General features: G+C 50.1%; 11 protein-coding genes and 1 pseudogene. 4 read left to right on the forward strand and 8 right to left on the reverse strand.

The window, feature by feature from the left end; genetic code table 11:
• Nucleotides 1-12 precede the first annotated feature (12 nt).
• Complete coding sequence (gene rpmF, locus AC2T0J_RS19960) at nucleotides 13-183, reverse strand: 50S ribosomal protein L32 (protein ID WP_105935833.1); 171 nt, start codon at nucleotides 181-183, stop codon at nucleotides 13-15.
• Nucleotides 184-186: 3 nt separating this feature from the next.
• Complete coding sequence (yceD, locus tag AC2T0J_RS19965; RefSeq protein WP_489807492.1) at nucleotides 187-714, reverse strand: 23S rRNA accumulation protein YceD; 528 nt, start codon at nucleotides 712-714, stop codon at nucleotides 187-189.
• 141 nt (nucleotides 715-855) lie between these two features.
• On the opposite strand from yceD, the gene AC2T0J_RS19970 reads away from it, so the two are divergent.
• Nucleotides 856-1,473 (forward strand): Maf family protein, encoded by a 618-nt coding sequence (locus AC2T0J_RS19970; protein WP_489807493.1) that lies wholly within the window; start codon nucleotides 856-858, stop codon nucleotides 1,471-1,473.
• Here the strand turns inward: AC2T0J_RS19970 and AC2T0J_RS19975 are convergent.
• Complete coding sequence (locus tag AC2T0J_RS19975; RefSeq protein WP_489807494.1) at nucleotides 1,456-2,115, reverse strand: HAD family hydrolase; 660 nt, start codon at nucleotides 2,113-2,115, stop codon at nucleotides 1,456-1,458. The genes AC2T0J_RS19970 and AC2T0J_RS19975 overlap by 18 nt on opposite strands.
• A gap of 14 nt (nucleotides 2,116-2,129) precedes the next feature.
• Complete coding sequence (gene rluC, locus AC2T0J_RS19980) at nucleotides 2,130-3,116, reverse strand: 23S rRNA pseudouridine(955/2504/2580) synthase RluC (RefSeq protein WP_489807495.1); 987 nt, start codon at nucleotides 3,114-3,116, stop codon at nucleotides 2,130-2,132.
• Nucleotides 3,117-3,778: 662 nt separating this feature from the next.
• Here rluC and rne point away from each other — a divergent pair.
• Both rne and AC2T0J_RS19990 read left to right on the forward strand, forming a co-directional pair.
• On the forward strand, nucleotides 3,779-6,931 hold the full coding sequence (rne, locus tag AC2T0J_RS19985) for a ribonuclease E (protein ID WP_489807496.1): 3,153 nt from the start codon (nucleotides 3,779-3,781) through the stop codon (nucleotides 6,929-6,931).
• A 63-nt stretch (nucleotides 6,932-6,994) separates the two neighbouring features.
• Nucleotides 6,995-7,993, forward strand: coding sequence for a phosphotransferase (locus AC2T0J_RS19990; RefSeq protein WP_489807497.1), 999 nt, complete (start codon nucleotides 6,995-6,997; stop codon nucleotides 7,991-7,993).
• Between the two features lie 23 nt (nucleotides 7,994-8,016).
• Here AC2T0J_RS19990 and AC2T0J_RS19995 read toward each other — a convergent pair whose 3' ends face one another.
• From AC2T0J_RS19995 to AC2T0J_RS20005, 3 genes and pseudogenes are all read right to left on the reverse strand, one after another.
• The gene (locus AC2T0J_RS19995; protein WP_489807498.1) at nucleotides 8,017-8,829 is read right to left on the reverse strand and encodes a DODA-type extradiol aromatic ring-opening family dioxygenase; all 813 of its coding nucleotides are present in this window, start codon (nucleotides 8,827-8,829) and stop codon (nucleotides 8,017-8,019) included.
• Nucleotides 8,830-8,837: 8 nt separating this feature from the next.
• The gene (locus AC2T0J_RS20000) at nucleotides 8,838-9,782 is read right to left on the reverse strand and encodes a glutathione S-transferase family protein (protein WP_489807499.1); all 945 of its coding nucleotides are present in this window, start codon (nucleotides 9,780-9,782) and stop codon (nucleotides 8,838-8,840) included.
• Nucleotides 9,783-9,844: 62 nt separating this feature from the next.
• Nucleotides 9,845-10,305 (reverse strand): annotated as a pseudogene (locus AC2T0J_RS20005) (DoxX family protein).
• 129 nt (nucleotides 10,306-10,434) lie between these two features.
• On the opposite strand from AC2T0J_RS20005, the gene AC2T0J_RS20010 reads away from it, so the two are divergent.
• Nucleotides 10,435-11,352 (forward strand): LysR family transcriptional regulator, encoded by a 918-nt coding sequence (locus AC2T0J_RS20010; RefSeq protein WP_489807500.1) that lies wholly within the window; start codon nucleotides 10,435-10,437, stop codon nucleotides 11,350-11,352.
• A gap of 12 nt (nucleotides 11,353-11,364) precedes the next feature.
• Here the strand turns inward: AC2T0J_RS20010 and AC2T0J_RS20015 are convergent, their stop codons facing one another.
• Entirely contained in the window at nucleotides 11,365-12,282 is a 918-nt protein-coding gene (locus tag AC2T0J_RS20015) for an aminotransferase class IV (protein WP_489807501.1), read from the reverse strand.
• Between the last annotated feature and the right edge of the window lie 17 nt (nucleotides 12,283-12,299).

A 12,299-nucleotide genomic window follows, 5' to 3' on the forward strand; every position in this document is an offset into this window, starting at 1 on the left:
GGCACCAGTAACTTAGTTACCGATGACTTTTTTGCCTTTGTAGTAACCATCAGCGGTCACGTGGTGACGGCGGTGTGTTTCACCCGACGTTGCATCGACAGACAAAGTCTCGCCTGTCAACGCATCGTGTGAACGACGCATGCCGCGCTTACTACGCGTTTTACGATTTTGTTGTACTGCCATAACTTACTCCTGGTCTCGCTTAAGTTCTTTCAAAACCGCGAAAGGGTTTGGTTGCTTCTGTTCCGGTTCAATCTCACCAAACTGCATATCGTCACTGGTGATTGCACACTCTTCCTCTGCATGAAAGGGTACAATCGGTAACGCTAAAATCAGCTCGTCTTCAAGTAATTGAAGAAGATTGACTTCTCCGTGGTCGCCGACCTCTACCGGATCATAGGCTTCGGGTAATGCTTCTGCGTCTTGTTGTCCCTGCACCGGACTATAACAAAAATCGACATGAAGCGGACAATCAAATGCCTCGTTACACCGTTGACAGAGTAAAACTACTGCGGTGTCCAGGGTGCCATGAAATACAGTAAGACCCTGCGCGTCTTTTTCGAACTGCACTTTCACTTCAACCCATTCGTCACTGCTGACGACGGAACCCATTAATCTCTCCATGTCTTTGGTCGCGATAACTCCCTCATAATCTGAGCGTTTTAACGCGCTTTTGACCGGTTCGACCTGGTGCGGTAATTTCACTTTCTGCATAGGGCGCGCATAATATAGCGTCAGCCCTTTACTGTCAAAGGATTAATCGTTTTTTTACCGTTGTGCTAAAATCCGCTAAACTCTTTTACGATTCGCTTGCTATAAAGGGGTAATTAACATGACGACAGAAATAGAATAACTATGACAGCACCAAGGATTATTCTGGCCTCTTCTTCCGCTTATCGCAGAGCTCAACTTGCCAATATAGGCTTTCAGGTACCCGGCATCAGCCCCAATATCGACGAAACAGCCAAACCCGGTGAGGCACCGGATGCCCTTGCCTGCCGTCTCGCGGCAGAAAAAGCCCGGGCAGTCGCCGCCAATTACCCCGATGCGGTGATTATTGGCGGCGACCAGGTCGCTACCATCACCGATAAAACCGGCCAGGCCCACGTACTCGGTAAACCCGGCACCCTGGATAAAGCCATCGAGCAACTAGAGCTGTGTTCGGGGAATAAAGTACGCTTTATTACCGCTCTCAGCCTGGTGCATCAGGCCGGGCAACGCGAACAAACCCGTTTTGAGGACGTATTTGTAACCTTCTCTGCGCTATCCGATTCAGTGATTGAACGGTATCTGTTAAAAGAGCAACCTTACGACTGCGCCGGCAGCTTTAAAGCCGAAGGCGCCGGTGTGTTGCTGTTTGACAGAATTGAATCCCGGGATCCCAACACCCTGATTGGACTGCCGGTAATGCTATTGCGGGATATGTTGGCTGACTGGCAAATTAATCTGCTCGATTTAACCTTGCATCATTAACAAGCCGTGCAACTCAGCAATAGAATGCACAATGGCTTTGGGGTGATGCCTGGCTAAATTAACCGGGGCGTGCACACCATAACTCACCCCTACCCGGTCCATGCCAATAGCCTGCGCCATTTGCATGTCATAGGTGGTATCACCAATCATCAGCGCCTGCCCGGCTGACAGACCGCGCTCTTCGAGCAATTGCAACAGCATGTCCGGTGAAGGTTTAGAGTCAGCCTCGTCGGCACAACGGGAAGTCGTAAAAAAATGGCCAGTACCGGTTTGCTCCCAGGCCCGGTTGAGTCCGCGTCGGGCCTTTCCTGTGGCCACCGCTAAAACATTACCAGCATCTTTAAGGGCAACAAGCATATCAGTTACCCCGGCAAACAATGGGCAAGGTGTGGTATCTGCACCAAGGTACACCTCTTTATACGCCAGGGTTAAACGCTCAGCCAATTCGTCATCATCGATATTAAATAACTGCTTAATGGCTGGCTTTAAGCTGATGCCAATAATGTGGCTGACAGCGTCTGTTGACGGGATAGCAACCTCACATCGCTCTGCTGCTTTTTGCATACAGCTGACAATTTTCGCCGCTGAATCCATTAATGTGCCATCCCAGTCAAAGATGATCAGTTCGTACTGTTTGGTCATAATGCCCTGCTTTCTTATACTTTTTTAAGCGTGTTAACGGCGTGCGTTAATTGCTCATCGTAGGGCGCCTTAAAGGTCACCATCTCCTCGTTTTTAGGATGCATAAGCCGTAAACTGGAAGCATGCAAAAACAGACGGTTGAGCCCGATGCGCTTCATTTGTTTGTCAAATTCCGCATCACCGTATTTATCATCACAGGCAATGGGATGCCCGGCATGTAAACAATGCACGCGGATCTGATGGGTCCGGCCGGTAATGGGCGAGGCCTCAACCAGCGTGGCATTGTCGAACGACTGCAGAATACGGTACCGGGTTTCAGAAGGTTTACCCTGTTCAGATACACTTACCAATCGCTCACCGGATTGCAAAATGTTTTTTTGTAATGGGGCCTTCACTTTAAATCGATTGTGAGGCCACTCGCCAGCAACCAGAGCATGGTAACGTTTATCCATCTGGCTGTTACGCAACTGCTCGTGCATGTGGCGCAACGCAGAACGCTTCTTGGCCACTAAGATACAGCCGGACGTATCCCGGTCCAGACGATGCACCAGTTCCATAAATTTAGCCTCTGGCCGCAGCGCGCGAAGCCCTTCAATTAAACCAAAGCTCAAACCGCTACCTCCGTGAACCGCTAATCCTGAAGGTTTGTTAAACACAATAATATGTGAGTCTTCAAACAGGATGTGCTGTTCCAGACTGGCAATCTTTTCCAGTTTAGGGGATGGCAGTTGCGGGGTTTCACTCACCCTGACCGGAGGAACCCGAATCAAATCTCCTGCTACCAGTTTGTATTCAGGCTTAACCCGTTTCTTATTAACCCGCACCTCACCTTTACGTAAAATACGGTAAATAAGGCTTTTGGGGACGCCTTTTAACAAGGTACGCAGAAAATTATCGATGCGTTGCCCGTCTAAGTCGGGTTCAACTTCAATAAATTGAACCTGGGATGTGGGGGAATTATTGTCTGGTATTGTCACTGTCGAAGCGTCGGCTGTTTTCATAGGCGGCGATTCTAACGTATTTCATCTGCACATTCACTTAAGTCGACCCGGGGGCAAACAAAAACTACACCATTAAAGGCCATTTAACCCGGCATTATATTCGGAAATCAACCTCAGACAGGGTTAATTAGTACCTAATTACGCGTTTGGCTTGCCTATTTCAACCCTTTGGTGCGATAATCAAATTGTTTTAACCGAAACGACACCGAAAGGTTTTCGTCAGACTCGTTGTTAAAATAACGTTAAACTAAAAAGTTAAACAACTGGTCGCAGAGTCTGTATTGCCACCAAACTACCCCATTGCGGAATTATCAATTGAGTAGGTAATACAACGTGCGTTGATGAACAATCACGTAGCTGAAAACTTGCGACAATGGCAAAAATAATGTGCCGTTTAGTTATACAGAATTGAATTGACATTGTTCACTGACCCGCGAAGTCCAGGTTGGTGCACAGATACAGAAAACTTGTACAGGGCCGTCGTTCCCGACACCCAATAAAGACAGAAACGCTTTTTTGAAGTAGTAAAAAGCGAATAAAATCAAGGGTAATACGACAAAACAACAAGATCCCTGCCCAACGTGAGGTTGCGCGGTGAGGTTTTGCACAGTCACTTTAATTGTGTATCTGAACGGCTGTAAGCAATAACAGAGTTAGATACAATGAAAAGAATGCTAATCAATGCAACTCAACAAGAAGAGTTGCGGGTTGCCCTGGTAGACGGGCAACGCTTGTATGATTTGGATATAGAAAGTCCCGGGCACGAGCAAAAGAAAGCGAATATCTACAAAGGTAAGATAACCCGTGTAGAACCCAGCTTGGAAGCTGCCTTTGTTGACTACGGTGCCGAGCGCCATGGTTTCCTTCCCCTCAAAGAAATCGCCCGCACTTATTTCCCGAAAAATTACAAACTCGAAGGTCGTCCGAACATTAAGGACGTCATCAAGGAAGGTCAGGAAGTTATCGTTCAAATCGATAAGGAAGAACGCGGCCAGAAAGGCGCAGCGCTGACTACTTTCCTGTCGCTGGCAGGTAGCTACCTGGTATTAATGCCCAATAATCCGCGTGCCGGTGGGATTTCTCGCCGTATCGAAGGCGATGAGCGTACCGATCTTAAAGCCGCACTGTCGAAGCTGGACCTGCCTGATGGCATGGGCCTGATTGTTCGTACCGCGGGTGTAGGTAAATCCTACGAAGAACTGGACTGGGATTTACGTGTTCTGCTGACACACTGGGAAGCGGTTTCCAAAGTCGCTGAAGAGCGCCCTGCGCCGTTCCTTATCCACCAGGAAAGTAACGTAATTGTACGTGCGATCCGAGACTATTTACGTCGCGATGTGGGTGAAATCCTGATCGACAAACAGGGTGTATACGAACAGGCATTACAGCACATTGAACTTGTACGTCCTGATTTTGCTAACCGCGTTAAACTATACAAAGGCGATGTACCACTGTTCAGTCATTACCAGATTGAAAGTCAGATTGAGTCGGCTTTCGAACGCGAAGTGCGCCTGCCTTCAGGCGGCTCAATTGTTATTGACCCGACCGAAGCACTCACCTCTATCGACATCAACTCTGCCCGCTCAACCAAGGGCGGCGATATTGAGGAAACCGCACTCAATACTAACCTTGAAGCCGCCGATGAAATTGCCCGCCAGTTACGCTTGCGAGACCTTGGTGGCCTTGTGGTTATCGACTTTATTGATATGACGCCAGTGAAGCATCAGCGTGAAGTTGAAAACCGCATGAAAGAAGCTGTACGTCCGGATCGTGCCCGTGTTCAACTGGGTCGTATTTCCCGCTTTGGCTTGCTTGAAATGTCCCGTCAGCGTCTTCGCCCGTCACTGGGTGAGTCAGCCCATAACGTGTGCCCACGTTGTTCCGGTCATGGCACCATCCGTGGCACAGAATCTTTAGCGCTGTCGATTCTGCGTATTCTTGAAGAAGAAGGTATTAAGGATAACACCGGTCAGATTGAAGCCCAGCTACCGGTGCCGGTTGCCACCTACCTGCTAAACGAAAAACGCAAAGCAGTTCAAAACATTGAGAAGCGTCATAACGTTAGCCTGATTATTATTCCGAATCCTAATCTTGATACCCCGCATTACCAGATCTTACGTCACCGTGCAGACGATGTGGTTTCTGACGCCAGTTACAATATCAGCCTGGCTGAAGTAGAAACTAAAGAAGCGTCACCTGGCGTTACCGCACCGGTTAAGCGTGAAGAACCGGCACTACAAGGACTGATTGCGCCAACCCAGGCACCGGTAGTTCCGCCTAAGGCTGAAGAGAAACCCGTTGAGCAGAAAACCGGCCTGCTGGCAGGACTTGGCAAATGGTTATCCGGCTTATTCTCCAGTGAAGAAGAGCAAGTCGAAGAAAAACCTAAGCCAAAAGCCAAGCCGCGTGATAACAACCAGAACAGCCGTCGTCGCAGCACTAATGACAGACGTCGTAATAACCGCTCTGGTAATAAAAACCGCCGCAACGACAATGACGATAAATCCACTGATAACACCAGTGAGAAATCGTCTGACAACAGCAACAACAAACGCCAGGACAAGCCCAAGCAGCCTCGTGGTCGTAACCGTTCGCGTAACAAAACGCAAACGGATAAAGCCGATAAGGCTAACGAAGAAGTGGCTGACAAAGCACAACAAACCGACAACGAAGCGGCTGAAAAGCCGGCCCGTAAAAAGCCAGCCAAAGAGCGTCGTCAGCGCCGTGAATTGAAAGGCAGTATCCGTGCAGAAGGCGGTACAGACAAGCACCCTGTACAAACCAAAGCGACTCAGGAAAAAGCTGAGCAAAAAGCTGCTGAAGCTGCTAAGGCAGAAGTCGCAAAGTCGGCAACTGAAACGCCGGCAGAAGCGCCGGTTACTCAGACTGAAACTCCAATAAAAGATGCTGTGACTCAGCCTCCTGCAACCGCAGAAGAGAAAGCCCAGGCTTCTCAGGCTCCGGTTGAGAGCGATCAGTCAGCAGCCGAAACAGTTGAAGCTACTCAACAACCTGAAGCTGCCGATGGTCAGGATGACGCCAGCCAACAGGACGATGACGACAAAGCGCGCGCTGAGAAAGGCTCTCGTAGCCGTAGCCGTCGCTCTCCTCGTCACGCGCGAGCAGCTGGCCAGCGTCGTAAGAAGGAAAAGTCAGATGATGAAACTCAGGCTCAGCCAGCACAGCAGGATGAACTGCAGTTTGATGCCCCTGAACCAGCAGCGACTGCAGATGCTGAAAAAGAAGCAGTAGCAACAACTGAAGCAGCAGAGTCGTCTGTGACTGAAGAGCCGAAGCAGGTAGAGATCAATCTGGAAGCCGAAGCCCAGAGTCCGGCCACCGTTGATGAAGCCCCGGTAGAGAAAGCGTCTGAAGAAACAGCGCCGGTCGAACAGCAAGCTCCTGTTTCAACCGAAGCAGTTGAAGAGCAAGCTGCCCCTGAAGCGGCTGAACCGGATGTCGCCGAAGCGCAGGAAAGCAAAGCCGAAGACACCCCTGCCGCAGAACCAGCGCCAGAGCCGGTGACTGAGTCGGCAGCAGTGGAATCATCGTCGGCATCTGTAGCCGAGACTGAACCGGCAAACGTTGCTCCCCCGGCGCCAGCTAAAGTCGCCATGGCCAGCAGTTTAGGTAAGTTGACGGCCTCTCACCCGATGACCAACCCAGCGCAAGTGGCTGCGTCAACGGAAGAGATCACCATTGTTAGCAGAGCTGATGAGCTGCGTCCTGCCCTGTCGGTATCTGGTCGCCTGGCAACCATGGCAAATGCTACCGCGGCAGCGTCGGCACCGACGACCCGTCCAGCCAGCCTGTAAAACGGTAACACTATCTAAAAGGCCAGCCATGCTGGCCTTTTTTGTTTAAGCGGTGTAATGATTATGAATTCACTATCATCCTTACCCTGGTTACAAACCCTGTTGCAGGACCCAGAAATTAGTCAGTTTGAACTGGTGCAGTCACTATGGAGTGATTTTGGCCAGCTGCTACGCTGTTACTCGCCTGCTCTCCAGACCAACGTAATCATCAAGCTGATTTCCCAGCCGGCAAGGTTCAGCCACCCGCGGGGCTGGAGTAGTCAGCAGAGTCTTAAACGTAAATGGCGCTCATATGAGATAGAGCAATATTTCTATACGCATTATGCGCCACTCTTTGCAGATTACGGTAATCTTGCCCAGTTGATAGCCTCAGACGCAGAAAGTAACGAGACAGGTACCCGTCTGGCACTGGTACTGAGCGATCTAAATAACGCTGGGTTTGACTATCGTCATCAGCAACTCAACACCAACGCTTGTAAACCCGTACTTGCCTGGATGGCCGCATTTCATGCCCGCTTTATTCATCAATCGCCTGCTGGTTTATGGTCCCAGGGCAGTTACTGGCACCTGGCTACCCGCCCCGACGAATACCATAAAATGGCAGAAGGGCCGCTTAAACATTTTGCCGCAGCCTTCGATAGATTATTGCAGCAGTGCCCCTATCGTACCCTGATCCACGGCGATGCGAAGGTGGCTAACTTTTGTTTCAGTGCTGACGGTCAGGCTGTCGCAGCCGTCGATTTTCAGTATGTGGGAGGCGGTATTGGCGTTCAGGATGTGGCATATTTTCTGGGCAGCGTATTGTCTGAGCAGGATCTGCTCAATCATACCGAAGACTGTCTCGATTATTATTTTAGTGAGTTGCACAGCGTCTTAAGCAATCAACTGGCGACTGCGGAATGTACAGCGGTGTGTGACAGCTGGCGACAGCTTTATTGCGTGGCCAATGCCGACTTTCACCGCTTTTTAGCTGGCTGGAGCCCTCAGCATTTTAAAATTAACCGAATGTTGCAACGGCAAACTGAACAAGCTATTGCACTGGTATCTGCCAGACAAGGTTAGATTTCGTCTGGCTGACCAGATTATTACGCCACCGGATTAAACCAGCCAAATGTACCGGCCTGCTTGTTTAGCACCAGAACTTTATCAGTCAGATCGGCCGCGCGACCCACAGCGCCATAACACACATGTAGCGGTATCAGATGTTCCTCCCGGGGGTGGCAAAAACGTGCACCCGGCGCCTGCTCCCAGCCCTTGAGCTTATCCTGGCGCTCAGCTTCACTTATCGACTGACTGGACAATACGTCTTTGAGCCAGTCTTCAAAGTCCTGATTCATGGCCCGAGTCTGTGGCGTATCAGGGGCAAAGAATGCCCGCATATTGTGAAAAGAAAATCCCGAGCCAAGAATAAGTAAATTGTCATAATCCAGGTTCGCCAACGCTTCACCGATGCGAATATGCACGGCCGCATCCAGGGTATCTACCAGTGACAGCTGGACACAAGGGATATCAGCGTCCGGATACATAATTTTAAGCGGGACAAACACCCCGTGGTCAAGTCCACGCTTAGGATCCTCCACGACTTCAATGCCACTTGTCCGGAGCGCTCCAGCGACCTGAAGAGCCAATTCAGGCTCACCTGCACAGGGATATTTAATCGCGTAACTTTCCGGCGGAAAACCATAATAGTCATAAATCAGTTCCGGCGTCGGATTGGTGGTCACTGTTGCCACCGACGCCTCCCAGTGCGCACTGATGATCAGAATAGCTTTCGGCCGGCGTATGGTACTTGCAAGTTGCGCAAGATGCTCCGTTAATGCACGGTGCCCTGGGTCGCCCAGTAGCGGCATCGGACCGCCGCCATGGGAAATATACAACACTTGTTGTGATGCTTGCATAACATCTCCTAAAATTGTGGACCGCGCGGCACTATCCCGCTAGGGTTTAACGCTTTAATGGAATAATAGCCCGCTTTTATGTGATCAATGTTTACCGTATCAGCAATACCGTCAAGCACCCAGAGCCGATGCATATAAGCATTAAGGTAAGGATAATCCCTGATCAGTTGGCGATTACACTTAAATAAACCGTAGTAGGCTGTATCAAATCGCACCAGGGTGACAAATAAGCGAATATCGGTTTCGGTCAGGGCATCGCCAAAAACAAACTGCCGACCATCAGCTAGTCTGGCTTCGAGCTTATCCAGTGTACTGAATACATTTTTATATGCTTCGTCATAAGCGGCCTGACTGGAAGCAAAGCCGGCCTGATAAACGCCATTATTTAACTTGTGGTAAATCTCTTCATTAAGCTCGTCAATCTTATTAGCCAGTGCTGCCGGGTAAAGATCCGGCCCGGTATTGACCAAATCACCGAAGGCCGTATTGAGCATCCGCAGGATATCCGCTGACTCATTGTTAACAATAGTTTGCTGCTTTTTATCCCACAGCACCGGTACCGTTGCCCGGCCGGTAAAATCCGGCGCGACCTGAGTATAAATCTGGTGTATGTAGGTTGCCTCATTTAGTTCATCATCGGTACTATCAGGATAGCCACCAAACTGCCAGCCCTCTGCGCTCAGGCGGGGATTCACCACGCTTACCGTGATAAGATCTGTTAGACCTTTTAGCGCTCGCACCGCTAGAGCACGTGATGCCCAGGGGCAAATATAGGCGACATATAAATGATAGCGGCCGGCTTCCGCTTTAAAACCGCCTGCGCCGGTTGGACCGGGTGAGCCATCGGCCGTTATCCAATGCCGAAAGGACGATACCTGACGAATAAAACGCCCAGCCTTATCTTTGTTCTGAACCGGTTGCCAATCGGCATCCCATTTTCCATCAACTAACATTCTGTCTCCTCCTGTGCAGGGTGCCTGCTCAAGCCTGGCGGCTGTTTAAGTGGGTGCTGTGTCTACGTCGGAGTCATGGCGCGGGCAATAACATTGTCGATTGCCAGACGGCCAGCACCAGTGATTGCCAACGAAACGGTGACTGCGAAAAGTACCAGTGCATATAGCCACCGTTAGATAAAAACAGGCCGTTTTGGATATGTGCGCTGAGGAGGGCAATCACCATAGTCAATGCGCTTACTGTGGCGGCTGGACGGGTCAATAACCCCAGCGCTAGCGCCAGGCCACCAAAGAACTCAGCACTGCCTGTCAGTAAGGCCATCAGGAAGCCCTGTTCCATTCACAGACTCGCCATATACTGACCGGTACCCTCAAGACCGTAACCACCAAACCAGGCAAATAACTTTTGTGCACCGTGGGCCGCCAGCGTAAGACCAACCGACCCCCGTAAAACCAGCGTAGCGACACCAACAATCTGAACGGAGCAACTTGGTGACGAATGCTTTAATAATAAATCTCTCATCGTATTAGGTGAATGTGGAAATAATTCAGTGCTGCTCCGTCTCGATAGTGATACTTTACTATCCACATATTGATTTATTAACAGGGTTAAAATAGAGTAATTATCAACGAATTATTGATAATAAAGACTATGGACAGATTAGATGGCATGCGAGCATTTGTGATGGTGGCCCGAAGCGGTTCATTTAGCGCAGCGGCAGATAAGCTCGATAGATCACCCCAGTTGATCAGTAAATATGTTTCGCAGCTCGAAGCACATCTGGCCACACGCCTGCTCAACCGCACCACCCGTAAAGTGCACCTGACCGAGGCCGGTCAACAGTATCTGCCACGGGCTAGTCGGATCTTGGATGAAATCGACGCCATGGAAAATCAGTTAGGCGATTTGCAACATAAAGCCCATGGCTTATTACGCATCAGTGCGCCGGTGGCGTTTTCTACCCGTCACCTGGCGCCACTGATTAATCAGTTTCAACAACAGTACCCTGATGTAAATGTGGACTTGCATCTTAACGATCGTAAAGTGGATATTGTTGAAGAGGGCTTTGATGTAGCGCTGCGGATTGGCCACCTGAAAAATTCATCACTGATCGCCAAGCGCCTGACCAACATAAACCTGGTGATGTGCGCCGCGCCGAAATATCTGGCCCAATATGGTGAGCCAAAAACCATGGAAGACCTGATTGAACACAACTATTTGCGCTACAGCTTACTGGATAACAACAACAGCCCGGCCGCTCATCAGTATTTAAACCAGCGCCCTCACCACGGCCTCGGCACGATAAGCTGTAATCATGGTGAATTCTTATGTCAGACCGCAGCGTTAGGCCAGGGAATAGTCCTGCAGCCCACGTTTATCTGCTTTGAAGAGGTGAACGCCGGCCGACTCAGACTCATTATGCGGGATAACGAACCCGAGCCTCTACATTTATATGCGGTTTATGCCCATCGACAACTGCTGGCGAGTAAGGTCAGAGCCTTTATCAACTTTGCTGCTGATTTCTATGGTGATACCCCCTACTGGGATAGCTGCCTGACCACGAACTAGCAAGCCCGCCGGTTATTGTGCCTCCGCCATGGCGTGATACAGCTCACGGATTTTTTTCACCATAGCGCCAGGTTTACCCGCACCAATGGTTCTGCCGTCCACATCCACCACCGGGGTTTGCGCGCCAAAGGTACCGGTAACAAAGGCTTCATCGGCGCTGTACACATCCACCAGGGAAAAGTTCTTTTCTAATACCGGGATACCGTTGGCCTTGCACACGTCAATGGTTTTCTGCCGGGTAATGCCTTTCATCGCGTAATCACCGGTGGAGGTCCACACTTCGCCTTTACGTACAATAAAGAAATTAGTTGAGTTACAGGTACTTACAAAGCCATGGGGATCGAGCATCAAGGCTTCATCGGCACCGGCTTTGTAAGACTGGATCATTGCCGTGATACAGTTAATTTTGCTGTGTGAGTTTAATCGTGGATCCTGAACATCGGGATGCCCGCGACGTACGTGTACGGTGAACAGATTAATGCCCCGCTCCACCGGTGCTAAATCCTGTGACTTATATTCAGCAATAATCACAATGGTTGGTCCCCACAGGCTCAGTCGCGGATCCTGATAAGGGGTTTTCTTTGGCCCTCGGGTAACCATCAGTCTGGCATGCACGCCGTCGGTCATATCATTGGCATCTACGGTTTGCTGCAACGCTTCTTTTAGTTCATTCCGGGTCTTGCCGATCTCCATATCCAGCGCTTTAGCGCCGGCAAACAGGCGGTCGAGGTGATCATCGATAAAGGAGAATTTGCCTTTATGTAAACGCAAACCTTCCCACACTCCGTCACCCAGCATAAAGCCACTGTCGTAGACCGACACTTTGGCCTGCTCCCGGGGCACCAGTTCTCCGTTAATATAAATTAAGATATTCTGATTACGTTCGTCATCGATGGAGGCGTGTGCACCGCCCGCTTTGTGTTCCTGCATGGCTTCCTCATTGCTGT

It is taken from the genome of Alteromonas sp. ISO5 (genome assembly GCF_058105165.1).

Bases quoted from the DNA above. Each gene is read 5' to 3' on its own strand.
- rne (WP_489807496.1), top strand. From the start codon at position 3,779: ATGAAAAGAATGCTAATCAATGCAACTCAACAAGAAGAGTTGCGGGTT.
- AC2T0J_RS19990 (WP_489807497.1), top strand. From the start codon at position 6,995: ATGAATTCACTATCATCCTTACCCTGGTTACAAACCCTGTTGCAGGAC.
- AC2T0J_RS20000 (WP_489807499.1), bottom strand. From the start codon at position 9,782: ATGTTAGTTGATGGAAAATGGGATGCCGATTGGCAACCGGTTCAGAAC.
- rpmF (WP_105935833.1), bottom strand. From the start codon at position 183: ATGGCAGTACAACAAAATCGTAAAACGCGTAGTAAGCGCGGCATGCGT.
- AC2T0J_RS20010 (WP_489807500.1), top strand. From the start codon at position 10,435: ATGGACAGATTAGATGGCATGCGAGCATTTGTGATGGTGGCCCGAAGC.
- AC2T0J_RS19970 (WP_489807493.1), top strand. From the start codon at position 856: ATGACAGCACCAAGGATTATTCTGGCCTCTTCTTCCGCTTATCGCAGA.
- AC2T0J_RS19995 (WP_489807498.1), bottom strand. From the start codon at position 8,829: ATGCAAGCATCACAACAAGTGTTGTATATTTCCCATGGCGGCGGTCCG.
- AC2T0J_RS19975 (WP_489807494.1), bottom strand. From the start codon at position 2,115: ATGACCAAACAGTACGAACTGATCATCTTTGACTGGGATGGCACATTA.
- rluC (WP_489807495.1), bottom strand. From the start codon at position 3,116: ATGAAAACAGCCGACGCTTCGACAGTGACAATACCAGACAATAATTCC.
- yceD (WP_489807492.1), bottom strand. From the start codon at position 714: ATGCAGAAAGTGAAATTACCGCACCAGGTCGAACCGGTCAAAAGCGCG.
- AC2T0J_RS20015 (WP_489807501.1), bottom strand. From the start codon at position 12,282: ATGCAGGAACACAAAGCGGGCGGTGCACACGCCTCCATCGATGACGAA.